At 66.2% G+C, this 25325-nt stretch carries 20 protein-coding genes; 7 read left to right on the forward strand and 13 right to left on the reverse strand.

Annotated features, from left to right (window positions below; all coding sequences use genetic code 11):
- The 7 genes from QZ588_RS06595 (at position 1) to nifS (ending at position 9520) form a co-directional block, all read left to right on the forward strand.
- A complete protein-coding gene (locus QZ588_RS06595; protein ID WP_295541079.1) occupies positions 1 to 675 on the forward strand; it encodes a phosphoglycolate phosphatase in 675 nt (224 codons plus the stop codon).
- A complete protein-coding gene (gene trpE / locus QZ588_RS06600; protein ID WP_295541081.1) occupies positions 672 to 2165 on the forward strand; it encodes an anthranilate synthase component I in 1494 nt (497 codons plus the stop codon). The genes QZ588_RS06595 and trpE overlap by 4 nt, the downstream gene beginning before the upstream one ends.
- 828 nt (positions 2166 to 2993) lie before the next feature.
- Positions 2994 to 3857: an RNA polymerase sigma factor RpoH gene (gene rpoH / locus QZ588_RS06605; protein ID WP_295541083.1), complete on the forward strand. Its 864-nt coding sequence runs from the start codon at positions 2994 to 2996 to the stop codon at positions 3855 to 3857.
- A 210-nt stretch (positions 3858 to 4067) separates the two neighbouring features.
- Entirely contained in the window at positions 4068 to 5600 is a 1533-nt protein-coding gene (locus QZ588_RS06610) for a hypothetical protein (RefSeq protein ID WP_295541085.1), read from the forward strand.
- A gap of 221 nt (positions 5601 to 5821) precedes the next feature.
- Complete coding sequence (locus QZ588_RS06615; RefSeq protein WP_295541087.1) at positions 5822 to 6880, forward strand: cytochrome-c peroxidase; 1059 nt, start codon at positions 5822 to 5824, stop codon at positions 6878 to 6880.
- 430 nt (positions 6881 to 7310) lie between these two features.
- Positions 7311 to 8207 carry a Fe-S cluster assembly protein NifU gene (gene nifU / locus QZ588_RS06620; protein ID WP_295541089.1) on the forward strand — a complete coding sequence of 299 codons (897 nt, stop codon included), beginning with the start codon at positions 7311 to 7313 and terminating at the stop codon, positions 8205 to 8207.
- An 86-nt stretch (positions 8208 to 8293) separates the two neighbouring features.
- Complete coding sequence (gene nifS, locus QZ588_RS06625) at positions 8294 to 9520, forward strand: cysteine desulfurase NifS (protein WP_295541091.1); 1227 nt, start codon at positions 8294 to 8296, stop codon at positions 9518 to 9520.
- A gap of 93 nt (positions 9521 to 9613) precedes the next feature.
- On the opposite strand, the gene urtE is transcribed toward nifS, so the two are convergent.
- From urtE to carA, 13 genes are all read right to left on the reverse strand, one after another.
- A complete protein-coding gene (gene urtE, locus QZ588_RS06630) occupies positions 9614 to 10309 on the reverse strand; it encodes an urea ABC transporter ATP-binding subunit UrtE (protein WP_295541093.1) in 696 nt (231 codons plus the stop codon).
- A 10-nt stretch (positions 10310 to 10319) separates the two neighbouring features.
- Positions 10320 to 11120, reverse strand: coding sequence for an urea ABC transporter ATP-binding protein UrtD (gene urtD / locus QZ588_RS06635; protein WP_295541150.1), 801 nt, complete (start codon positions 11118 to 11120; stop codon positions 10320 to 10322).
- 101 nt (positions 11121 to 11221) lie between these two features.
- Positions 11222 to 11383, reverse strand: a complete 162-nt coding sequence (locus QZ588_RS06640) for a hypothetical protein (RefSeq protein WP_295541095.1) — start codon at positions 11381 to 11383, stop codon at positions 11222 to 11224.
- A 142-nt stretch (positions 11384 to 11525) separates the two neighbouring features.
- A complete protein-coding gene (gene urtC, locus QZ588_RS06645) occupies positions 11526 to 12596 on the reverse strand; it encodes an urea ABC transporter permease subunit UrtC (protein WP_295541152.1) in 1071 nt (356 codons plus the stop codon).
- Between the two features lie 112 nt (positions 12597 to 12708).
- On the reverse strand, positions 12709 to 14310 hold the full coding sequence (urtB, locus tag QZ588_RS06650) for an urea ABC transporter permease subunit UrtB (RefSeq protein WP_295541097.1): 1602 nt from the start codon (positions 14308 to 14310) through the stop codon (positions 12709 to 12711).
- A gap of 609 nt (positions 14311 to 14919) precedes the next feature.
- Positions 14920 to 16266: an urea ABC transporter substrate-binding protein gene (gene urtA / locus QZ588_RS06655; RefSeq protein WP_295541099.1), complete on the reverse strand. Its 1347-nt coding sequence runs from the start codon at positions 16264 to 16266 to the stop codon at positions 14920 to 14922.
- Positions 16267 to 16510: 244 nt separating this feature from the next.
- A complete protein-coding gene (gene epmA / locus QZ588_RS06660) occupies positions 16511 to 17491 on the reverse strand; it encodes an EF-P lysine aminoacylase EpmA (protein WP_295541101.1) in 981 nt (326 codons plus the stop codon).
- Positions 17492 to 17660: 169 nt separating this feature from the next.
- The gene (efp, locus tag QZ588_RS06665; RefSeq protein ID WP_295541103.1) at positions 17661 to 18233 is read right to left on the reverse strand and encodes an elongation factor P; all 573 of its coding nucleotides are present in this window, start codon (positions 18231 to 18233) and stop codon (positions 17661 to 17663) included.
- 169 nt (positions 18234 to 18402) lie between these two features.
- Positions 18403 to 19521 carry an alpha/beta hydrolase gene (locus QZ588_RS06670; RefSeq protein ID WP_295541105.1) on the reverse strand — a complete coding sequence of 373 codons (1119 nt, stop codon included), beginning with the start codon at positions 19519 to 19521 and terminating at the stop codon, positions 18403 to 18405.
- A 188-nt stretch (positions 19522 to 19709) separates the two neighbouring features.
- Positions 19710 to 20039: a DUF2845 domain-containing protein gene (locus tag QZ588_RS06675; protein ID WP_295541107.1), complete on the reverse strand. Its 330-nt coding sequence runs from the start codon at positions 20037 to 20039 to the stop codon at positions 19710 to 19712.
- 48 nt (positions 20040 to 20087) lie between these two features.
- Positions 20088 to 20564: a transcription elongation factor GreA gene (gene greA / locus QZ588_RS06680; RefSeq protein WP_295541109.1), complete on the reverse strand. Its 477-nt coding sequence runs from the start codon at positions 20562 to 20564 to the stop codon at positions 20088 to 20090.
- A gap of 194 nt (positions 20565 to 20758) precedes the next feature.
- Positions 20759 to 23965, reverse strand: coding sequence for a carbamoyl-phosphate synthase large subunit (carB, locus tag QZ588_RS06685; protein WP_295541110.1), 3207 nt, complete (start codon positions 23963 to 23965; stop codon positions 20759 to 20761).
- Positions 23966 to 24129: 164 nt separating this feature from the next.
- Entirely contained in the window at positions 24130 to 25272 is a 1143-nt protein-coding gene (carA, locus tag QZ588_RS06690) for a glutamine-hydrolyzing carbamoyl-phosphate synthase small subunit (RefSeq protein ID WP_295541111.1), read from the reverse strand.
- Between the last annotated feature and the right edge of the window lie 53 nt (positions 25273 to 25325).

Genomic DNA, 25325 nt, shown 5'->3' on the forward strand with positions numbered 1-25325 from the left:
ATGACGCGCGTATTCGACCCGCAGATGGTCCTCGTCGATCTCGACGGCACGCTGGTGGACAGCGTGCCGGACCTTACGCATAGCGTAGACGAGATGATGGTCGCGCTGGGCCGTGCGCCCCAGGGCGAGGCGGCGGTGCGCCACTGGGTGGGCAACGGCGTGGAGCGCCTGGTCAAGCGCGCCCTCACCGGCACGCTCGACGGCGAGCCGGATGCGGCGGACCTCACGCGCGCCTACCCGATCTTCCTCGAGCGCTACGCCGCGCACAACGGCGAGCACGCGCAGCTCTACCCCGGCGTGCGCGAGGGGCTGGCGACACTCGCCGAGCGCGGCATCCCGCTCGGCTGTGTCACCAACAAGGCGGCGCAATTCACCGAGCCGCTGCTCGCGGGTCTGGGCATCGCGGCACACTTCCGCCTCATCATCAGCGGTGACACCCTGCCGGAGAAAAAGCCCAGTCCCCTGCCGCTGCTGCACGCGGCGGCGCACTTCGGCGTCGCGCCGGCGGCATCGCTGATGGTGGGCGACTCCATCAGTGACGTCAAAGCCGCCCGTGCCGCGGGCTTCCCGGTGGTCTGCGTGAGCTACGGATACAATCACGGCCTGGATATCCGCGACGCCGAGCCGGACGCGGTGATCGACTCGCTGGCGGCATTGGACAGCCTGCTCCCATGACGCCCGAGAGCTTCGATGCCCTGGTACGCCAGGGCCACAACCGCATCCCCTTCGTCTGCGAGGTGCTCGCAGACCTGGACACGCCGCTCAGCTGCTACCTCAAGCTGGCCGCCGGCCCCTACGCTTACCTGTTCGAATCGGTGCAGGGCGGCGAGAAGTGGGGGCGCTACTCCATCATCGGGCTGCCCGCGCGCACGGTGCTCAAGGTGTATGGACACCGGGTGGTGGTGGAGCGCGATGGCAGCGTCATCGAGACCGCCGAGACCGCCGATCCGCTGGCCTGGATCGAGCAGTTCCAGCGCCGCTACAAGGCCGCCGAGCATCCCGATATGCCCCGCTTCGCCGGCGGTCTGGTGGGCTACTTTGGTTACGACACCGTCCGTTACATCGAGCCCAGGCTCGCCCAGTGCCCGCACCCCGACCAGATGGGCACACCGGATATCCTGCTCATGCTCTCCGAGGAGGTGGTGGTCTTCGACAACCTGCGCGGGCGCATCTACATCATCGTGCATCTCGACCCGACGGCCGGCGACAGCCCGGCCACCGGTCAGGCCCGCATCGACGCCCTAGTGGCGAAGATGCAGCGCGGCGCACCGCGCAACCCGCAAGCCGGCGGCCGGCGGGTGGTGGAGACGGACTTCGTCTCGGGCTTCAGCGAGGCGGGCTTCAAGGCCGCCGTTGCGCGCATCAAGGACTACATCCTCGCCGGCGACTGCATGCAAGTGGTGCTGTCGCAACGGCTGTCCATCCCCTACCAGGCACAGCCGCTGGACCTCTACCGGGCGTTGCGCGGGCTCAACCCCTCGCCCTACATGTACTTCCTGGACTTGGGCGATTTCCAGATCGTCGGCTCCTCACCGGAGATCCTGACCCGGCTGGAGGACGACGTGGTGACGGTGCGGCCCATCGCCGGGACCCGCCGCCGCGGCTACACGGAGGAGGAAGACCAGGCGCTGGAAGCGGAGTTGCTGGCAGATCCCAAGGAGCTCGCCGAGCACCTGATGCTGATCGACCTGGGGCGCAACGACTGCGGTCGGGTGGCCAAGACCGGCAGCGTGCGCGTCACCGACCAGATGATCGTCGAGCGCTACTCCCATGTCATGCACATCGTGAGCAACGTCACCGGCGAGCTGGCCGAGGGCATGAGCGCCATCGACGTCCTGCGCGCCACCTTCCCCGCCGGCACCGTATCCGGGGCGCCCAAGATCCGCGCCATGGAGATCATCGACGAGCTCGAGCCCGTCAAGCGCGGCATCTACTCCGGCGCCGTCGGCTACCTGGCGTTCAACGGCAACATGGACACGGCCATCGCCATCCGCACCGCCGTCATCAAGGACGGCACCCTGCACATCCAGGCCGGCGCCGGGGTGGTGGCGGACTCGGTGCCTGAGCTGGAGTGGAAAGAGACCATGAACAAGGGCCGCGCGATATTCCGCGCCGTCGCCATGGCAGAGGCCGGCATCGAGCGCTATCCCTGCGTCGGCGACTGACGCTCAGCACAACCACACAGACGGGTGGCCGACGCCACGGACCCCGCCGCCACACCGCCCTCGGGCCGGCGCGCAGCTGATCGCCGTATCGACGCCCGCCAGGGCGCAGCCGGCGAAACGAAACGATTCGGCGCATCGCCCCACGTCACTCACAGCCTGGCCCTGACTGCCCCACTGAAGCCTCCCCAAGCCCGGACTCCCGAGCCGGCCCCTCAAACCTGATCGCCCAGTCGAACCCACAGCTGCGCCGACGCGGCGGGCGCATCGCCCTGGCCCGGCTGCGCGCAACGCTGCAGCCCGCCCGCTTCGCCATGGGCCCCAGGCGCGTGCCCCACGCCCGCCCGGCCAGCCGCAACGCAATCCTGAGCCATTCGAATTCCGCGTTACTCACCTCGCAAATATCGATCAAAGCCTGATCCGCAGTTGGTCAAGGAATCTGGACAAGACGCCCACGACCGCGCACATCCCTCCGCGGCGTCGACAGCCCTCGTGGCCGGGCGCGGGGACGGCGACATCCAGATTTCCGCAAATCCCAAGGCCACTACCGGCTTTTACCTAGAAAACACGTGTTTACATCAACACATGCCGGCGGCACGAGCGTCGCTCGAGCCACGGAGTGCACCATTCATCGGACGAGATGTCCCCAGTCGCAAAAAGGCATTGCGCTGCGGCGGCCTTTGACTACCATGGGCATAGGTCGGAAATGTCCAGCTTTTGCCACAGGAACTTTCCGTTCAAAAGCTGCTCGAAAACCCGGTCAGCAGTGTTGTCAAAGCCGCCTCAGGCTGCTAGCATAATTTCCGAGCATATTACTCAGGTATAAGCACCATGGCTGAAGAAGCATCGATCCAAGACATCGCCAACCTCGGCTCCCTGTCGACGGGAACGATCGACGCCTACATCGCGAGCGCCTACCAGATTCCTGTGCTCACGCAGGAAGAAGAGCGCAGTCTGGCGCTGCGGCTGCGTGATCACGGCGACATGATGGCGGCGCGGCGCCTTGTGCTCTCGCACCTGCGCTTCGTCATTCGCATCGCCCGCGGCTACCTGGGCTACGGGCTGCCGCTGCCGGACCTGATCCAAGAGGGCACCGTTGGCCTGATGAAGGCCGTGCGCCGCTTCGAGCCGGACGTGGGTGTGCGCCTGGTCTCGTTCGCAGTGCACTGGATTCGCGCCGAAATCCACGAATACATCCTGCGCAACTGGCGCATCGTGAAGGTCGCCACCACCAAGGCCCAGCGCAAGCTGTTTTTCAACCTGCGCAGCGCGAAGAAGCGTCTCGGCTGGTTCTCCAAGGAAGAAGTGGAAGGCGTGGCGGCAGACCTCGGCGTCAAGCCGGAGACCGTGCTCGAGATGGAGTCACGCCTGGCGAGCCACGATCTGGCCTTTGACGGCCACGACGATGACGACGACGAGGGCCCCTCCGCCCCGGCCACCTACCTGCCGGATATGCGCATGGAGCCCGCCGCCAACCTGGAGCGCGAAGATAACGACGCCCATCAGCGCGAGCGCCTGTTCGCGGCGCTGGAGGGGCTGGACGAGCGCAGCAAGACGATCCTGCGCGAGCGCTGGCTCACCGAAAAGAAGCAGACGCTGCACGAGCTCGCCCAGCAGTTCGGCGTCTCCGCGGAGCGCATCCGCCAGATCGAGAAGAACGCGATGAACAAGCTGCGCGTGCAGCTCGAGATGTAAGCGCGCACGCCGGGCCCAAGCCTGGCATGGTCCCCCAAAGCCCGCCGTATGGCGGGCTTTTTTGTGCTGCGCCCCGCGCGTCTGCAGCGCGGCACCATCCGCTTGCGTTCATGCGTCGATACTGGCGCAATACGCGGCCGTCGGACGCCGTCGCGTCGCGCCGCCGCCGTGCCTCGTCGTCCCCACCGATAACGGAATCCAGCCACCATCATGCATGCCTCCCTGCGCACCGCCGTTTTGGGCCCAGCCCTGCTCGCCGCCGCCCTGCTGCCGCAGATCGCCGTTGCGGACATCCCCGCCGCGCCGGTGATGACCTTGTACAAGTTCAACGGACCGCTGACGGTACCCACCTACCGCATCGGCGCCGACGGACCGGGGCCAAGGGCCGGCAGCCTCACCCAGGGCACCGCCGTGATCCCCTGCCTGGTGGTGCGCAACGGACGGGCGCTGACGGACGCCCAGGGCACGCCCTATGTGGGCTTCGAGATCGTCGTGGATGCGTCCCGGGCGTCGGGACAATCCGCCACCCGCGACTTCGAGCGCGCACTCGCCGCGCAACAGCGCAAGCGGGTGCCCAATCACCATTGCGGGCCGAACGTAAGCCGGGTGGTCAGTGTGCGGGATCTCTATCAGCTGGAGAAGTCACCCTTCTTCGACCCGCCGGGCCGCGGCGATCCGAAAGCCGCCGAGCGCGCCGGCGGGAGCACGCTGGACAAGATCGTCCGCAGTTTCCACAACTCGCCCCAGTGCGCATCGGTGAATGGGCGCATGACCGACCGTCGCGCCAAGCTCGCATCGGCCTGGGACAGCTTCATCGCCCGCAACAGCGGCAAGTGGGACGACACCACCCTCGCCCGCGCCAAGCACCTGGATTACGCCATGCGCACCGCCATCTTCGAGGGCCACCTCGACCGCGGCTGCTCGGCCTACGGCGCCTGCGAGCGCAATACCGTGGTGCTCTCCATTCGCAACCGTGCCGTGGGCCAATGCCTCAGCCGCCAGGGCTGTCGCTTCCCGGGCGATTTCCAGGGCGTCGCCTCCGACGTGTCCCAGTACAACATCTGGGACGCCTACCTCACCATGATCTCCGGACTCACCGCCTGTTACCTGCGCACGGATTTGGCGCATCAGGACTTCTACGACCGCGTCCAGGCCATGTACACCCAGAGCGTTGGCGATGCCGAGCGGATCCTCTATGGCGGTGACGCGGCGCTGCGGGACCTGTTCCCCGGCAATACCCTGTCGGATCTCACGCAGATGCGCCACTACTACCACCCGCCGGCCATGGGCAAGTGCTTCCCGCAACATGATCGTATCGAGTACATGTCCGGCGCCGTCGCCGAGAACGGCCCGGACCATGCCCTGATCGCCAACACCCGCATCCAGGTGGGTGATCGCGTCGGCGGGGGTTATCGCTTCAAGGAGCTCCGTTTCGAGATGACGGACCGGGGCGACGACATCCGCATCGAGGACAACTATCCAGGCTTTATCGTCGACGACCGCAAGGTCCAGCTCCGCGGCGGCGGCGGTTGCACGCCCTACGGCGTCTCGCCGGGCTGCCGCTTCAGCAACGTGGGACGTTGGCGGCGAACGCCCCACTGGCTGAGCGCCGGCCAACCGGTGGCCCTCAACTGCCGCATCGAGAGCCAGGGCGAGTCCTGCCGCAACGCCGCACGCACACGTTCGGTCAGCGTCGGTGGCGCCTGCGACGTGGACATGATGCCCGTCAGCGGCGTGCATTGAGCGTCCCGCAACATCCCGTGCGGCCCACGCAGGCCGCAGACCCGAGACACTGCCCCGCGGCGGATGTGACCCGCCGCATGCGTACCGGGCTCGATCGTGCACCTAATCCATACCGCCACCCGAACCGTGTCGGTTCCATGCCCCACGACAATGAATTCCCTGATTTGCCTCGCTAGTCTTACCAACTCCACTTCAACCCAAGCGGGATGCGAGCCAAGACTATGCGAAGCAAGCCACGATCTATCATCGCCGCAGGCGCACTGCTGCCCATCCTTCTGACCGCCGCCGGCGTCCAGGCCGATGACGCAGCGCTGCGCGAAAAGGCCAAGTCCGTCGGCCTCGAGCCCGTCCCCTACGGCCTGCAGACGGTGAAGGACAATCCGGTGACCCGCGAGAAGATCGACCTGGGGCGTATGCTGTTCTTCGACCCGCGGCTGTCGGCCTCCGGCGTCATCTCCTGTAACACATGCCACAACCTCGGCACCGGCGGCGACGATAACCTGCCCACCTCCGTCGGCCACGGCTGGCAGAAAGGCCCGCGCAACTCGCCGACGGTGCTGAACGCCGTGTTCAACGCCGCCCAGTTCTGGGATGGTCGCGCCGAAGACCTGAAGGAGCAGGCCAAGGGCCCGATCCAGGCGGGCGTCGAGATGGCCAACGACCCCGAGCAGGTGGTGGTCACGCTCAACAGCATGCCCGAGTATGTGGAGCGCTTCACCCGCGCCTTCCCCGGCGAGGACGAGCCGGTGAGCTTCGACAACATGGCCAAGGCCATCGAGGCCTTCGAGGTTACCCTGGTGACGCCCAACGCGCCCTTCGATCAATTCCTCGAAGGCAATGACGGCGCCCTTACCGACGCCCAGAAGGAAGGCCTGGAGCTGTTCATCAGCAAGGGCTGCACCGCCTGCCACTCGGGCATCAACCTCGGTGGCCAGTCATACTATCCGTTCGGCCTGATCAAGCGTCCCGGCGCCGAGATCCTGCCGCCGGAGGACAAGGGCCGCTACCGGGTCACCAAGACGGCGTCGGATGAATACGTCTTCCGCGCCGCGCCCCTGCGCAACATCGCCATCACGGCGCCCTACTTCCATTCCGGCGAGATCTGGGACCTGGAGCAGGCCGTGGCGGTGATGGGCACGGCACAACTCGGGGCCAAGCTCACCGATGAGGAGGTCACCAGCATCACTGGGTTCCTCGAGACCCTCACCGGCGAGCAGCCCGACGTGGTCTATCCAGCACTGCCGGTGGAAACCGAAGCAACGCCGAAGCCGAAGCTCTGAGCGTGTTGTCGCGTCCCAGGCGCCGGCGCCTGGGGCGCGCCCCCCAGTACATCCCACCACCCCAGCGCCCCCCCCCAGCGCTCCCCCTGGCGACAGTCCCGACGCGGCACAGCCATGCCGCGGCACCGCATGCTTGCGAGCGCGACGGCGATGCCCGCGCTGCCTTCGCGTCCCGCTTGCGACGCTGCGCGACCCCGCCTGTCGTATTCCACACACTGCGCAAGCGCCGGAACTGCTCATCAGAAAGTCCTTTATTTCAATAGGTTCTGGTGAAAATCCCATGTTGGCTCGATGTTTGCTTATCACCTGCATCGTGAGCTTTGTCAATCCAACCGGCCCGGACATCCGCCAAGGCCAAGAAGGTCCGGCCAGTCTCCTCGTAGAGCCAACCGCATCCAGTCTGCCCAACCTCGCCAACCGGAGCCGAGCCATGTGGGATTATTCCGAGACCGTCAAAGAGCATTTCTTCAACCCGCGTAACGCCGGCGCCGTCGCCGATGCCAATGCCATCGGAGAAGTGGGCTCCCTGTCCTGCGGCGACGCCCTGCGCCTGACGCTCAAAGTCGATCCGGCGACGGACACCATCCAGGCGGCCGGCTTCCAGACCTTTGGCTGCGGCTCCGCCATCGCCTCCAGCTCCGCACTGACGGAGCTGATCAAGGGCATGACCCTGGACCAGGCCCTACATGTCAGCAACCAGGACATCGCCGACTTCCTGGAAGGCCTGCCGCCCGAGAAGATGCACTGCTCGGTAATGGGCCGCGAGGCGCTGCAGGCCGCCGTGGCCAATTACCGCGGCGAGGTCTGGCAGGACGACCACGAGGAAGGCGCACTGGTGTGCAAATGCTTCGCCGTGGACGCGGTGCTGATCGAGGAGACCATTCGCGCCAACGGTCTCAGCAGCGTGGAAGCGGTGACGCACTACACCAAGGCCGGCGGCGGCTGCTCCGCCTGCCACGAGGGTATCGAAGAGATCCTGACCCGCGTGCTCGCCGAGCAGGGCAAGACCTTTGACCCGGCAGCGGCGCCGCCGCCCGCCGACAAGTCCGGGTCTGCGGGCGCCAGGTTGGGCACTCTCGCCCGCATCCGGCGCATCGAGCACGCCATCGAGGCGATCCGGCCGAACCTGCAGCGCGACCACGGCGATGTGGAGCTCGTGGACATCGACGGCAAGAACGTCTTCGTCAACATGACCGGCGCCTGCGCCGGCTGCCAGATGGCAACCACCACACTCGAAGGCATCCAGCAGCGCATCGTCGAGGATCTAGGCGAGTTCGTGCGCGTACTGCCCGCGCAGGCGATGCCTCAAACAACCAATAACCAATAACCAATCACAAGCAACGACCAAGCGCCTTGCCAACGGCCCACGCCTGCCCCCGCCCCTTGCCCCATCGCACGCCCGGAGCGCCCACCATGACACAGGCCCCAGCAGGAATTTATCTCGACAACAACGCCACCACCATGGTGGCACCCGAGGTCGTGGAGGCCATGCTGCCCTACTTCACCGAGCAGTTTGGCAATCCCTCGTCCATGCATCAGTTCGGCGACCGCGTGGGACGTGCACTCAAGACCGCCCGCCAGCAAGTGCAGGCGCTGCTGGGTGCCGCGCTGGATTCGGAAATCGTGTTCACCTCCTGTGGCACCGAGTCCGACGCCACCGCCATCCTCTCCGCCCTCAAGGCCCAGCCGGAGCGCCGCGAGATCATCACCACCGTGGTGGAGCATCCGGCGGTGCTGAGCCTGTGCGAGCACCTGGAGAAGGAGGGCTACACCGTCCACTATCTGCGCGTGGACCGCAAAGGCCGCCTCGACATGCAGCAGTACCTGGACGCGCTGTCCAGCAAGGTCGCCATCGTCTCGGTGATGTGGGCCAACAACGAGACCGGCACCCTGTTTCCGGTCGAGGAGATGGCCGAGCTGGCCCGCTCCGCCGGCGTCATGTTCCACACCGATGCCGTACAAGTGGTCGGTAAGATACCAATCGACCTCAAGCGCAGCGCCATCGACATGCTGTCACTCTCCGGGCACAAGCTGCATGCGCCCAAGGGCATTGGCGTGCTGTATCTCCGCCGCGGCACGCGCTTCCGGCCGCTGCTGCGCGGCGGCCACCAGGAGCGTGGCCGGCGCGCCGGCACCGAGAACAGCGCTTCCATCGTCGCCCTCGGCAAGGCCTGCGAGCTCGCTCTGGCCCACATGGACGCGGAAAAAACCCAGGTCCGCATGCTCCGCGACCGCCTGGAGCGTGGCATCCTGGCGCAGGTGCCGAACGCGTTCGTCACCGGTGACCCGTCCAACCGGCTCCCCAACACCTGCAATATCGCCTTCGAGTACATCGAGGGCGAGGCGATTTTGCTGCTCTTGAACAAGGCCGGCATCGCGGCCTCGTCGGGCTCGGCCTGCACCTCGGGCTCCCTGGAGCCGAGCCACGTCATGCGCGCCATGGACATCCCGTTCACCGCCGCCCACGGCACCACCCGCTTCTCCCTCTCGCGCTACAACACCGTGGCGGACATCGACCGGGTCATCGCCGCCGTGCCGCCCATCGTCGCGCAGTTGCGCAGGCTCTCGCCCTATTGGGATGCCAGCGCCGGTGCGCCCCTCGCCGAGCCGGAAACCGCCTTTCAGCCGGCCTATGCCTGAGGCGCCAGCGGAGCCTCGGCCCGGGGCGTAGAGCGCACCACGGCTTGCCCGCGGCGCCGGAGTGCGCCGTTGGGTCCGCCGCAGGCGACGCCGTCAAACGGTCAGGTACTGCTTCACCAGCGCTTCGCTCAGCTCCGGCATCGGGCCCGTGGCCATGAGTCGGCCGCGGTCGAGGATGATGAAGCGGTCGGCGACGCGCCTGGCGAAGGGCAGTTTCTGCTCCACCAGCAGCACCGTGAGGCCGAGGTCGTCGATGAGGCGACGGATGATGTCGCCGATCTCGTGCACGATGTTGGGCTGGATGCCCTCGGTGGGCTCGTCCAGGATCAGGAGCTTCGGGTCGATCACCAGCGCACGGCCAATGGCGAGCTGTTGCTGCTGACCACCGGAGAGGTCGCCACCACGGCGGCGCAGCATGTCTTTGAGCACCGGAAACAGCTCGAAGATGTAACCGGGAACCTCGCGTTTGCCGTCGGCGCGTGCCGGCAGGCCGATTTCCAGATTCTCCTGCACCGTCAGCAGCGGAAAGATCTGGCGTCCCTGGGGGACATAACCGATGCCGAGCTCGGCGCGGCGCTCGGCCGCCTGCCGGGCGATATCGCGGCCCTGGAATTGCAGAGCGCCCGAGCGCAGCGGGAGCAAGCCCATGATGCACTGCATCAGCGTGGTCTTGCCAACGCCGTTGCGGCCCATGACACAACTGCACTGCCCCGTCGGCACCTCGAGCTCCAGATCCCAGAGGGTGTGGCTTTCGCCGTAGTACTGGTTGAGGTTTGCGATAGAAAGCACGGCGTCTGGACTACTCACCGAGATAGACCTCCACCACGCGCGGGTCGTTTTGCACCTGCTCCATGCTGCCTTCGGCGAGCACGCTGCCCTGGTGCAAGACCGTGACGCGCCGGGCGATGGAGCGCACGAAGTCCATATCGTGCTCGACCACCACCACCGAGTGCTTGCCCTGCAGTGACAGCAGCAGTTCCGCGGTGCGGTCCATCTCCTGGTGGGTCATGCCGGCGACGGGCTCGTCGACGAGCAGCAGCAGGGGGTCTTGCATCAGCAGCATGCCGATCTCCAGCCACTGTTTCTGGCCGTGGGATAAGCTGCCCGCTTCCCGGCGGGCGTACTCCCCGAGACCGATGGTCTCGAGGACTTCGTCGATGCGATCGCGCTGCGTGGCGGTGAGCTTCGCCAACAGGGTCGAGAAGACGCGCTTGTCGGCGGCCATCGCCAGCTCAAGATTCTCGAACACGGTGTGATGCTCGAACACCGTGGGCTTTTGGAACTTGCGCCCGATGCCGATCTGGGCGATTTCGGGCTCGGAAAGCCGCAGCAGATCGATCTTTTGCCCGAAGTAGACACTGCCGGCGTCGGGCCGCGTCTTGCCGGTGATGATGTCCATCATCGTCGTCTTGCCGGCGCCGTTGGCACCGATCACGCAGCGCAGCTCGCCGGCATCCACATAGAAGTTCAGGTGGTTGATGGCCTTGAAGCCGTCGAAGCTGACGCTGAGATCCTCGATGTAGAGAATCGGGCCATGACTCACATCCAGTTCCAGGTCCTGGGTCTTGACCATGAACTCGAAGGTCTGGTCCCGGCGCATGCTCTCCTTGAACTGGAGCCAGGCCTGGCGCTGGGCGCTGAAGTCGAAGGCGCGCTCCCGCCGCAGCAGGTCGCGCCCGTTGTCCACCACCGGGCTCAAGCTCAACCCTCCTGCCTCTGACCCTTCGCCTTGACCACGAAGGCGAACTGACGGTCTCGGCGAATAGAGTCCCTGAATTGGCGCCAGGTCTGACGCCGCCCCCTGAAATCGAACGCGCGATCCCGACGCAGCAGATCCCGCGGCTCCTCTTTATGCATGTTCATGCCATCCCCTCCGTCTTCAGGGCTTTCGCCTGCGCTGTCGATTAAAACGGCCGATTACAACTGTCGGTGCCGGCGTGGACACGGGACCACCTGAGGCTACGATCCCGACGCCGCCGCCCGCACGGTCTAACATGTCTGGTGCTCATGCCGTCGCGCCCGTCGCCGTATCGCTGCGGCGACGCCGCAGTTGGCGGAAGAGTCCGGCGATACCCTGCGGCAGGAACAGGGTCACGAGCACGAAGAGTCCGCCCAGGGCGAACAGCCAAATCTCCGGAAAGGCCCCGGTCAGGTAGGTCTTGCCATAGTTGACGACGACGGCGCCGATGACCGCCCCATACAGCGTCGCGCGACCACCCACGGCGACCCAGACCACCAGCTCGATGCTATTCAGCGGTGAGAACTCGCCTGGGTTGATAATGCCCACCTGCGGTACATACAGGGCACCTGCGATGCCTGCGAGCATGGCCGAGAAGGTCCAGATGGCGACCTTGACCCGATCCACCCGATAGCCGATGAAGCGGGTGCGGGCCTCGGCATCGCGAATGGCCACGGCGACGCGGCCGAGCTTGGAGGTGACGATCCAGCGGCAGGCGATGTAGCCCAAGGCCAACGCCACGGCAGAGGCGATGAAGAGTCCGACACGGGTGCCGTCGGCCTGCAGATCGAAGCCGAGCAGATCCTTGAAGTCGGTGAGACCATTGTTGCCGCCGAAGCCCATTTCATTGCGAAAGAACGCCAGCATCAGGGCATAGGTGAGCGCCTGGGTGATGATGGAGAGGTAGACGCCCGTCACGCGGGAACGAAATGCGAGCCAGCCGAACACGAAGGCCAGGGCCCCCGGCACCAGCATCACCATCAGCGCCGCGAACCAGAACAGGTCGAAGCCGTGCCAGAACCAGGGCAACGCCTGCCAGTCGAGGAATACCATGAAGTCCGGCAGAACCGGGTCGCCATAGACGCCGCGGTCGCCGATCTGGCGCATCAGATACATGCCCATGGCATAGCCGCCGAGCGCAAAGAAGGCGCCATGACCAAGACTCAGGATGCCGAGATACCCCCAAACCAGGTCCACCGCCACCGCCAGCAGCGCATAGGTGAGATATTTGCCGAGCAGGGTCACCGTGAAGGTGCTGACATGCAGCGGATTGCCCTCGGGCACCGCCAGATTCAGCACTGGCACCACGATGGCCAGCGCGAGCAGCAGCCCGAGCATGACCTGTCCGCCGGTGTCGCCCTTGAATAGTCCCAATGGACCGCTCCCCCTCGTTGATCAAAGACTGCTTACACGCCCGGGCCGAACCGCCGCACCCCACGCTGCGCGCCCGTTACCCATCCGCCGCCCGTCCACGCTGCGGGAAGAGCCCACGCGGGCGCCACTGGATGAACAGGATGATAAAGACCAAGACCAGGATTTTCGCCAGCACTGCGCCGGTCCAGGGCTCCATGAACTTGTTGGCGACCCCGAGGCTGAGACCGCCCACGAGGGTGCCCCAAAGGTTTCCGACGCCACCAAACACCACCACCATAAAGGAATCGATGATGTAGGCCTGCCCCATGTTGGGGCCGACGTTGGTGAGCTGCGATAAGGCCACGCCGGCGACGCCGGCGATGCCGGCGCCGAGCCCAAAGGTGAGTGCGTCCACCCGCCCGGAGCGTACGCCCATGGCGCGGGCCATGGCCCGATTCTGGGATACCGCCCGCACTTGCAGGCCCAGGGCGGTGCGCTTGAGCACCAGCAGCAGGGCTACGAACACTATCAGCGCAAAGATAAAGATATAGAGCCGGTTGAAGGTGAGCGACAACGCCGGATTGAGCTGTAGTGATCCGCTCATCCAGCTCGGATTCTCGACGATGACGTTCTGCGCCGAGATGGTGGTGCGCACCAACTGCTGCAGAACCAGGCTGATACCAAAGGTGGCGAGCAGCGTCTCCAGCGGCCGGCCGTACAAGAACCGAATCACGCCACGCTCGATCGCCACGCCAAAGAGTCCAGCGACCACAAAGGCCATGGGAATGGCCACGAACAGCGAATAGTCGATGGCGTTGGGCATGGCCAGCTGCACCAGGTACGTGGTGTAGGCACCCAGCATGATGAGCTCGCCGTGGGCCATGTTGATGACCCCCATGACACCAAAGGTGATGGCCAGGCCGATGGCCGCCAGCACCAGCACCGAGCCGAGGCTGAGGCCGAAGAACAGCGTCTCGAGCCGGCGCATGTTCTCGACCCGCTGCTCGGTTTGCGCCCGCGCGGCTTGCGCGGCGGCGAGCACCGCCGGGTCCTGCTCGGCGCGGATGAGATCGTCCAGGGCGTTGCGCGCCTGCGGGTCGAGGCTGTCACCCAGCGCCGCCACCGCGTCGAGCCGCGCGTCCGCGGAGGCCGCATTCAGTCCGGCGATGGCGAGTGCCAGCTCGATGGCGGCACGCACCGCTGTGTCCTCCTCAGCGGGCAGCTGCGCCTCCAGCGCCGCCAGTGTGTCGGCGTCTGTGGTGCCGACCATTTCCCGGGCTGCGCTGAGTCGCAACGCCGCATCCGGGCTGGCCAAGGTGAGCGTGGCGATGTCGGTACGCAGGGCCGTGCGCATACGATTGTTGACGGTGATCTTGCGCGCGTCGCGACGACCCACCTCGCCGAGTGGCTCGCCGGTGAGGGCGTCGGTGAGGGCCCAGCCGGCATCGCTGCGCTCGGCGAAAACGATGCGATCGTCGTCGGTGCGATAGTAGAGGTCGCCCGCCAGCAGGGCCTTCAGGAAATCCACCGCCCGCGCATCGCCGCTGGCTGCGATCGCCTCGGCCGCCGCCTGCTTGACCTGGAAGGAGCGGTCCGCGAGCGCCGCCAGGGCCGCCGCCAAGCTGGGTGCTTCGGCGGCGGCAGCCTCTTCGGCCCGCGTCGCTACGGGCGGGTCCGCGGGCTCGACGTCCGCGGCCATTGCATCTGTGTTGGCGCCCGTGCCCGACGGCGGCGCTGGCGCGGTGCTGCCCGGGTCTGGCGCCGCAGCCGACGGTGTCGGGGGCGCTGCGGATAACGGCGTGGCCGCATCGGCATCGACAGTGGTCGCCGGCGACGCCTCCGTTTTGCCACCGCCGGGCTGCGGCGCAGCGGCGGTGGCGGTAGGTGTCGAGTCGCCGTCGGCGACGTCGGGGACGGCCTGCGCCCAGGATGCGCCGCCTGCCGCGACGCCAAAGAGCAGCAGCAGCAGTGCTGCAACCGGCGGGGTGGGCACAGTCCCGGATGGACGATGAAATCTGAACAGGCGCGGCGAGCCCATGAGTGCAGCGTTCTCAGCGTTGTTCGTTGCGTTCCACAGGCACGGGCGGCGGCGTGCGCCGATCGCCGGTTGAGCGATCAGGGCGCTGACGGACAGCCGTCGCCGATGCGTTATCAGTCGTTGCGGGGCTGGTGACGACCATCGCCGACACCCGGCGTATGGGCCCGGCAAATCTCACCGGCCCAGCCCTGCGGGCGCCCGTGCGACGACCACCATCCAGCCCGCGGCGGTGCGCGTTGGCGAACCGCCGCTTGCCGGGCTCGGCGCGGCCTATTCGGCGGACTCGCTGCCGAGACACTCTTTGGTCTTGGTGTTGTAGTTGCCGCAGTTCACCGGGTCGGTCCAGTCACCCTTGAGATCCTTGGAGCCTTCCAGGTAGTCGGACCAGGCGTCGCCGGGCACCTCCGCATCGGTTTGCCAGACGACGGCGAACTGACCGTCTTCCTGAATCTCGCCGATGAGCACGGGCTTGGTGATGTGGTGGTTCGGCAGCATGGTCGCCGTGCCGCCGGTGAGATTCTGGGTCTCGAGACCGACGATGGCGTCGATGACGGCGTCCGGATCGGTGGTGCCGGCCTTCTCCACCGCCTTCACCCAGAGGTCGAAGCCGATTTTGTGGGCTTCCATGGGGTCATTGGTGACCCGATCCGGGTTTTCGATGAATGTATGCCAGGTTTCGATGAAGGCATCGTTGTCGTCGGTGGGCACGCTCATGAAATAGTTCCACGCCGCCAGATGCCCCACCAACGGTTTGGTGTCGATGCCGGAGAGCTCCTCCTCGCCCACGGAGAAGGCGACGACGGGGATATCCTCGGCGGAGATGCCCTGGTTACCGAGCTCTTTGTAGAACGGCACATTGGCGTCGCCGTTGATGGTGGAGACCACCGCGGTCTTCTTGCCGGCGGAACCGAAGCGCTTGATGTCGGCGACGATGGACTGCCAATCGGAATGGCCGAAGGGCGTGTAGTTGATCATGATGTCTTCCTCGGCGACACCGTTCTGCTTCAGGTACGCCTCGAGGATCTTATTGGTGGTACGCGGGTAGACGTAGTCGGTGCCCGCCAGCACCCAGCGCTCCACGCCGAGCTCGTCTTTCAGGTAGTCGACGGCGGGGATGGCCTGCTGGTTGGGCGCTGCGCCGGTGTAGAAGACGTTGCGTGAGGACTCTTCACCTTCGTACTGCACCGGGTAGAAGAGCAGTCCGTTCAGCTCTTCGAACACCGGCAACACGGACTTGCGTGACACCGACGTCCAGCAGCCGAACACCACGGCGACCTTGTCCTGCTCCAACAGTTCACGCGCCTTCTCGGCGAACAGCGGCCAGTCCGACGCCGGATCGACTACCACGGCCTCCAGCGGCTTGCCGAGCAGGCCGCCCTTCTCGTTTTGTTGCTCGATGAGCATCAGCATGGTGTCCTTCAGCGTCGTCTCGCTGATGGCCATGGTGCCGGAGAGCGAGTGCAGGACACCCACCTTGATGGTGTCGCCGGCGGCTGCGTCGTCCTGGTCTTCGGCCTGCAACAGGCCGGCGCCGAGCACCAGGCCGGCGGCGAGCGTGAAGGATTGAATCAGTCGGGCACGGACACTTGTGGTCCGGGCGGTGGCACGTTTCGGCATCTAGTCTGGCTCCGTCTCGAGGAAATTGCAGCGGGTGCTGGCACACCCGCCATGGCAACGCCTGCCAAGCAAAGACCAAGCCAAAGTAGCAAGCCATTCACGTTGCTGGGAAAGCCGTCACATCCGCCGGACTCACACCAGGAGCATCCAGCCGGTGCGCCCTATGCCGGTGCGCAGTACGCACCGGTCAACGGGATATTGCACAATCCTGGTGCGCCGCCGATCACGACCGCGGCCCATGCGCTCAGGCCCGGTCCGCTGAGAAGGTGAGCACCGCGTCGATGCGCTCGGCGCCGAGTGCGCACATGAGCAACCGATCCAGGCCCAGGGCGACCCCGGCACAGGGCGGCAACCCCGCCTCCAGCGCCGCGAGGAAACGTTCATCCGGGCTCACCGGACACTGATCATGCGCCGCTCGCCGCACCTGATTGCCACGGAAGCGCCGGCGTTGCTCTGCCGCATCCAACAGCTCATCGAAGCCATTCGCCAACTCCATGCCGGCGAGATAGACCTCAAAGCGTCGCGCCACCGGCCGTGGACCGGGCAGCACCCGGGCCAGGGCGGCCTGGCTCGGCGGATAGTCCTGGACGAAGGTCAGGCGGCCGCGGCCGAGATGGGGCTCCAGGCAATGGCTGAGCAGCAGATCCAGCCAGCCGTCGGTGTCCAGCGCCAGCTCGCCGGCGCCGGCGATGCCGCGGGTGGCGGCGACGCTGCGCAGCTGCGCCGGCGTGGCAGTCCATGGATCGATGCCGAGCGTATCCAGGAACAGGTCGCGGTAGCGCAGACGCTCGATGGGCAATGCCGGGCGGCTGAGGAGTCGGCGCACCAGGGCGGCCACCTCGTCCATCAGATCCTCCAACGGGAATCCCGGTCGGTACCACTCCAGCAGTGAGAATTCCGGATGGTGCCGGCGACCACACTCGTCGGCGCGAAATACCTTGCAGACCTGGTAGATGGGCCCGCTGCCGGCGGCGAGCAGACGCTTCATCGGCAATTCCGGCGAGGTCTGCAGGAACCAACGCCGCGCGCCCGTGCCGGTGAGATCCGCCTGCAGATGCAGCGGCTCGATGGCCGGATCAGGGTTTGCCGCGGCGCTGAGGACGGGGGTTTCGACCTCCAGCACGCCGCGCGCCGCAAAGAATGCCCGCAGCTCGGCGAGGAGTCGTGCGCGGGCGCGCAGCGCCGTGTGATCGGCGCACGGGCGCCAAGGGTCGTCGCGGGTCACGGCAAATCCGGCCTAAGCACATCGGCGGCTGAAGGTTGCGCGCATGGACCTGCGCGAGCGCCTTCGATGGACGCTCGCGGCCGGCGTGAGCACCGGCGCCGACGGGCACGGGCACCCGCCGGTGCGGCGCGGCTGCGCATGCGTGCACCTGCACACCGTGATGCGCCGCTCAGGCTTCCTTGGCGCGGGACAGATACTCGCCGCTGCGGGTGTCGACGCGGATCATCTCGCCCGCCTCCAGGAACAGCGGCACATTGACCACGGCGCCCGTTTCCAACGTTGCGGGCTTGGTGCCACCGGTGGCGGTATCACCGCGCAAGCCGGGGTCGGTCTCGGTGATGGTGAGCACGACAAAATTCGGCGGATCCACGGACAGCGGGGCACCGTTATAGAGCGTGACCTTGCACAGATCCTGCTCCTTCAGCCACTTGGCAGCATCGCCCACGGCGGCGGCGTCGGCACCGATCTGCTCGAAGGTCTCGGTGTCCATGAAGTGCCACATTTCGCCGTCATTGTAGAGGTACTGCAGGTCTGTCTCGTGGACGTCCGCCGCCTCCACCGAGTCGCCGGACTTGAATGTCTTTTCCACCACACGGCCGGTCTTCAGGTTGCGGACCTTGACGCGATTGAAGGCTTGCCCCTTGCCCGGCTTGACGAATTCATTCTCGACGATGGTGTATGGATCACCATCCAGCATGATCTTGAGACCACCCTTGAATTCGTTCGTTTTGTAGCTCGCCATGGTGCGTATCTCCGAAATATCCAAAGCAATCGCACATGATACCCCGAAGTTGGGTCTGCAGCGGACATCCATGGGCCTGTCTGTGGGGTGTGCGCCCTGCCGTGACGGATCACGGCACGGCGTCGCGGCGTCCCCACGAGCATCGGCGCGAGGCGTGTCGCGGGCGGCGTCAATCGCCGACCAGTCGATACAGGTTGAGATCGGCGGCGAACGCCAGTACCGAGCCCGGTGGGCTCTCCGCGCTGGCGCCGTTCACGACCGTTGTGAAGACCTGCTTGAGCTTGACATTGACACTCAGCACAGCGCCGACGAAATAGCCGTGGGCGTCGCCGACACCCACTGCGCCCGTGACATCCACATAGAAGGCATTGACGGCGACGAGGTTCTTGATGTGGCTGCCGAGCCGCGGCAGCTGCTCCTCGCCCGGCTTGCGCCGCGACCACTTGAGGGCGAAGTCATCCTCGTTGATGAACACATAGACACGATTGCGCACATCGAGCGCCTGTACCCAGGTGTCGTGGCCGGCGTTGTTGGCGTCCGCAGCAATCAGGCAGACGTTGTCGAAGATCAGCGAGCGCGCACCGCTCATGCCCGGCTGCAGCGCGTATTTGAGCAGATAATTGCCCATGCTGTGGCACAGGAGGCTCAGTTTGGTGCCGCACCCCTCGCTGCAGAGCTTCGCATAGAGGGCCTGAGCGCGCCCGGGGTTGCTCGGATGGCGCTCGACGGCTTGGGCGCGCAGCGTCTTGCGCATCCCCGCCGTCAGTGTCTCGTGGAAGAACTGCAGCTTCTCGAAGAACCGGTTCAGCGCATCCATGGATGCACGGGCGTCCTTCTTGTCGCGACGATAGGCGAGCGTGCCGCTGATGACACCACCGCCGTTCGCGGGCCAGCTGAAAACCAAGCAGATCACGCCATGGTCGCGCTCGATACGCTCGGCGGTCTCAACCACATCGCGCATGTCATTGTTGTAGCCATGCACATAGACAGCGAGATTGCGGCCCGTCGTGCGGGTCTGCTCGTATAGATCACAGGCCACCTGCAGACTGGCATGGCGGATGGCCCTGGGATCGATGTCCAGGTTCCACTGATCGCGCAGCGCACGCGCCTCGCGGACCAACAAGACGTCTTTCAGCGTGTGGGCAACCCAATCGTCGCCCGAACGCTCGACGCGCACGATGCGCAGCTCATTGGGACCTGCGGGATTCGGCTGCTCGCCGAACATAGTCAGGTCCGAGGGCTCGCCGGGCTTGGTCTCCCTGACTGCGCGGTTGGTGATGACGTACATGCGGCTTCCCCCATGACCTGCGGACGGGACAGCGCTGATTCCCGCAGCGGAGCACCGATGCGGCCGGCGCCGGTTATGGGAATGCAACGCGCCTCGCAGGTTGCCTGCGAGCGCCAGGATATGCAGCACATGTCGGACCGCCGCCGCGGACCGTCCGACGCTTTGCGGCGTCGGCGAGACCGGTCACTTCAGTAGCCGTAGCCACCGCGCTCGATGTGCTTGATACGTCCTTCCTCGATGGTGATGCGCTGAATGAAGCGCCGCGGACCGAAGTTGTAGGTCCAGATCTCCATGGGTACGGTGTCGTACGCGGTGGTGTAGCGATCGTGGACACGATCGTAGATCTGATAGGGCACCTGGCGCTCGGTCTCTTCTCGGAGCGCCGGCTCACCGCAGGTCTGCAGCAGTTCGAAAGTGCTGTCACCTTCACTGACGACACCGGTGCCACAGCGCAGCGCATGGGCAGGAACGGCACAGATGATACCAAGCAGAAAGATGGCCAGCCGAGACATCGTCATCTCCAGTCTCCAGTCTTTGGACGCCGTCCCTGGACGGCGGACCGATGATTATTCGTAGCGGACTTCGAGCACCTCAAGCTCCCGCTTGCCGCCGGGCGCCTCAACCATGGCCACGTCGCCCTCGCTCTTGCCGATCAGGCCGCGGGCGAAGGGCGAGCTGACGCTGATCTTGCCCTGTTTGATGTCCGCCTCGTCGTCGCCGACGATGACGAAGGTGCGCTCTTCGTCCTTGTCCACATCGAGCACGGTGACGGTGACCCCGAAGACGACCTTGCCGGTGCGGGGCAACTGGCCGACATCGATGATCTGTGCATTGGAGAGCTTGCCCTCGATCTCCTGGATGCGGCCTTCGACGAAGCCCTGCTGCTCGCGCGCGGCGTGATACTCGGCATTCTCCTTCAAATCGCCGTGCGCACGCGCCTCGGCGATGGCCTCGATGATGCGTGGGCGCTCGATCTTCTTGAGGTGCTCGAGCTCGGCGCGCAATTGTTCGGCGCCCCTGGCGGTGAGAGGTACCTGGGTCATGTGTGAAATCCTCTTCCGCGCCGTGGCGCGAGCATCCGCGCACGGCGTGTTGTGTTGGTTTCGCTGCGGGATCGCCGGCGCAGATCAAGTGGCCGACACGCGGTTGGCTAACCGGATGCAGCAGCCCGCCCCGTGAATGCGGTGGCCTGTAGCTGGCGACTGCGTCGGCTTCAAGCGTAGCGTCGACGCGGAGGTCAGTAAAGCGCCTGTAACGGGCTGACGCTAAGGAGGTCGCCCTGGCGCAGGGCCATGCACGTGGCCTCGGCGCCCGCGATGGTGGTGGTGTAGGTGACTTTGTGCTGCAGGGCCGCGCGGCGGATCTCGGCGGAGTCTGCGATGGCCTGGGCGCCTTCGGTGGTGTTGACGATGAACACGATCTCGTCGTTCTTGATCATATCGACGATATGCGGACGCCCCTCCTTGACCTTGTTGACGCCGATGCATGCCATCCCCGCCTCGCGCACGGCGCGGGCGGTGCCATGGGTGCCGTAGAGGGTATAGCCGAGGGCGTGCAGTGCCTGCGCCACCGCCACCAGACGCTCACGGTCCGCCGCGCGCACACTGAGCATGGCGTTACCGCGCCTGGGCAGCGACTGACCGGCGCCCTCCACAGCCTTGCCAAAGGCCTCGGCAAAGCTATTACCGATGCCCATCACCTCGCCGGTGGATTTCATCTCCGGGCCGAGCACCGTATCCACACCCGGGAATTTGACGAAGGGGAACACCGCCTCCTTGACGAAGTAGCGCGGCGGTGCGACGTCCAGCCGCAGGCCCTGCTCGGCGAGGCTGCGTCCGGCCATACAACGGGCCCCCACCTTGGCCAGGGGCACGCCGACGGATTTGGAGACGAAGGGCACGGTGCGCGAGGCCCGGGGGTTCACCTCCAGGATGAAGATCTCATCGTCCTGGATGGCGAACTGCGCATTCATGAGGCCGCGCACGCCCAGCGCGAGCCCGAGCTGGGTCATCTGCTCGCGCAGGCGCTGCTGCACGTCGGCGCAGAGGGTGTAGGGCGGCAGCGAGCAGGCGGAATCGCCGGAGTGCACGCCCGCCTGCTCGATGTGCTCCATGATGCCGCCGATGAGCACCTGCTCGCCGTCGCAGACGGCATCCACGTCGACCTCGATGGCGTTATCGAGAAACCGATCCAGCAACACCGGGGCCTCGTTGGAGACACTGACGGCATTGCGAATGTAGCGGGCCAGCTCGATGTCGTCGTACACCAGCTCCATGGCCCGGCCGCCCAGCACATAGGACGGGCGCACCACCAGCGGGTAGCCGATGGCGGCAGCCTGCTCCAGGGCCTCGCTTTCGCTGCGGGCGGTGGCGTTGGGGGGCTGCCTGAGATTGAGCGCGTGCACCAGACGCTGGAAGCGCTCGCGGTCTTCGGCCCGGTCGATGGAGTCCGGCGAGGTGCCGATGATGGGCACGCCGGCCGCTTCCAGGTCCCGCGCCAGCTTGAGCGGTGTCTGCCCGCCGTACTGGACGATGACACCCAGCGGACGCTCCACCGCCACCACCTCCAGCACATCCTCCAGCGTCAGCGGCTCGAAGTACAGCCGGTCGGAGGTGTCATAGTCGGTGGAGACGGTCTCCGGGTTGCAGTTGACCATGATGGTCTCGTAGCCGTCCGCACGCAGCGCCAGGGCCGCGTGCACGCAGCAATAATCGAACTCGATGCCCTGGCCGATGCGGTTCGGCCCGCCGCCGAGGACCATGACCTTCTGCCGCGTCGAGGGCGCCGCCTCGCACTCCTCCTCGTAGGTGGAATACATGTAGGCCGTCGCCGTGGCGAATTCCGCGGCGCAGGTGTCCACGCGCTTGAAGACCGGGCGGATGCCATGGTCTCGGCGCAGTCGGCGGATGCGCGCCTCATCGCTGCCCACGAGCGTCGCCAGGCGCTTGTCGGAAAAGCCCTTGCGCTTGAGCATGCGCAGCCGCTCGGCGTTCAGGCCGTCGATGCCCCCCGCCCTGACCTCGGCCTCGAGCACGACCAGCTCTTCCACCTGGGCGAGGAACCAGGGATCGATGCCGGAGAGCCCCTGGACTGTTTCTACCGACCAGCCCATGCGCATGGCATCGGCGATATAAAAGATTCGGTCCGGCCCCGGCTGGCGGATCTCGCGGCGCAGGCTATCCGTGGCTTTGGCGTCGGCGGGGTTGATGGCGCCGTTCAGCCCGTCGCGATCGGTCTCCAACCCGCGCAGGGCCTTCTGCAGGGACTCCTGAAAGGTGCGGCCGATGGCCATGACCTCGCCGACGGACTTCATCTGTGTCGTCAGACGGGAGTCCGCCTCGCGGAACTTCTCGAAGGCGAACCGCGGTATCTTGGTGACGACATAATCGATGCTCGGCTCGAAAGAGGCGGGCGTCGCCCCGCCGGTGATGTCGTTGCGGAGCTCATCGAGGGTATAGCCCACCGCCAATTTCGCAGCCACCTTGGCGATGGGGAAGCCCGTGGCCTTGGATGCCAGCGCCGAGCTGCGCGAGACGCGCGGATTCATCTCGATGACGATCATGCGCCCGTCATCGGGATTGATGGCGAACTGCACGTTCGAGCCGCCGGTGTCGACGCCGATCTCGCGCAGCACCGCCAGCGAGGCGTCGCGCATGATCTGATATTCCTTATCCGTCAGCGTCTGCGCCGGCGCCACCGTGATGGAGTCGCCGGTGTGCACACCCATGGCATCGAAGTTCTCGATGGCGCAGATGATGATGCAGTTGTCCGCATGATCGCGCACCACCTCCATCTCGAACTCCTTCCAGCCGAGCACCGACTCTTCGATCAGCAGCTCACGGGTGGGCGAGAGATCCAGGCCGCGGCGACAGATGTCTTCGAACTCCTCGGCGTTATAAGCGATGCCGCCGCCGCTGCCGCCCATGGTGAACGATGGCCGGATGATGGCGGGGAAGCCCACCTGCGCCTGCACCTGCTGCGCCTCTTCCAAGCTGTGCGCCATGGCCGAGCGCGGCAGACCCAGACCGATACGCCGCATGGCCTGGCGGAACAGATCGCGGTCCTCGGCTTTATCGATGGCCTCGCGCGTGGCGCCGATCATCTCGACGCCGAAGCGCTCCAGCACCCCCTCGCGGGCCAGATCCAGGGCACAGTTCAGCGCCGTTTGCCCGCCCATGGTGGGCAACAGCGCATCCGGGCGCTCGCGCTCGATGATGCGCTCCAGCACCCGCCAGTTGATGGGCTCGATGTAGGTGGCATCGGCCATCTCCGGGTCCGTCATGATGGTGGCCGGATTGGAATTGACCAGGATGACCCGGAAGCCCTCTTCCTTGAGCGCCTTGCAGGCCTGCGCGCCGGAGTAGTCGAACTCACAGGCCTGGCCGATGACGATGGGCCCGGCGCCGATGATGAGCACGCTGTGGATGTCGCTGCGCTTTGGCATGACCGCTGACTTCGTGGTTGCTTCGCTGCTACCGCCGCCGCCAGACGCGCCGGTGCCAGGCTCACCCGGGCGCTAGGTCGTCGGCGGCAGCGCCCTGTGGGCGTGGTTGGTGTCTGGCGCCGGTATCGAGCTGTGAGATCCGGCGCTGCTATCCGGCGTTGATATTAGGCACGCTCGGCCATGGCGGCGATGAAGCCGTCGAACAGCGGCGCCGCGTCGTGCGGGCCGGGGCTCGCCTCAGGATGTCCCTGAAAGCTGAACGCCGGCCGCTCGCGGTGACGAATCCCCTGCAGGGAGCCATCGAACAACGAGCGATGGGTCGCCATGACCTCCGCCGGCAGCGTGGCCTCGTCGACGGCAAAGCCATGATTTTGGCTCGAGATCATGACCTTGCCGGTGGCGAGTTCCAACACGGGATGGTTGGCGCCGTGGTGCCCGAACTTCATTTTCAGCGTGCGCGCCCCGCAAGCGAGCCCGAGCAGCTGGTGTCCGAGGCAGATGCCGAAGAGCGGCATCCCCGCGTCCATCAGGGTGCGGATAGCTCTGATGGCGTAGTCGCAGGGCTCAGGATCGCCGGGCCCGTTGCTCAGGAAGACGCCGTTGGGGCGCAGCGCCAGCACGTCGGCCGCCGGCGTCTCGGCGGGCACCACGGTGATGCGGCAGCCGCGCGCGGCGAGCATGCGCAGGATGTTGCGCTTGATGCCGAAGTCGTAGGCGACGACGTGGTGCGCGAGCGCCGGGTCATCGTCGGCGCGCGGGGCCCCCTGACCGAGCGCCAATGACCACAGCCCCGCGGTCCAGGTGTATGGCTGCGCCGTGGTCACCGAGCGCGCCAGATCCATGCCGGCGAGCCCCGGGAAGGCTCGCGCCGCCGCCAGTGCCGCCGCCTCGTCCAGGCCCTCGCCCGCCTGCAGACAACCATTCTGCGCCCCCTTCTCGCGCAGGATCCGCGTCAGCCTGCGGGTATCGATGTCGGCGATGCCGGGCACACCCTGCAGGCGCAGGTATGTCGATAAGTCCTGCTGGCGACGCCAGTTGCTCGCTCGCGCCGGTAAGTCGCGGACGACCAGCCCGGCCGCGTGCACAGCAGCGGACTCCTCGTCCTCGTCGGTGACGCCCGTGTTGCCGATATGCGGATAGGTGAGCGTCACCAGCTGGCGGCTGTAGGAGGGGTCGGTCAGGATCTCCTGGTAGCCGGTCAGGGCCGTATTGAAGACCACCTCACCGACGCTCTGTCCAGCTGCTCCGATGGAGATGCCGCGGAAGACCGAGCCGTCTTCCAAGACCAGCACTGCGGGTTGGCGCAAGTCGACCTCCGGCCAGACCTTAAGGGTGTTGGGCAGACGCAGGGCGGTGCGGC

This window comes from uncultured Thiohalocapsa sp., from assembly GCF_913062725.1.
GTDB lineage: Bacteria > Pseudomonadota > Gammaproteobacteria > Chromatiales > Chromatiaceae > Thiohalocapsa.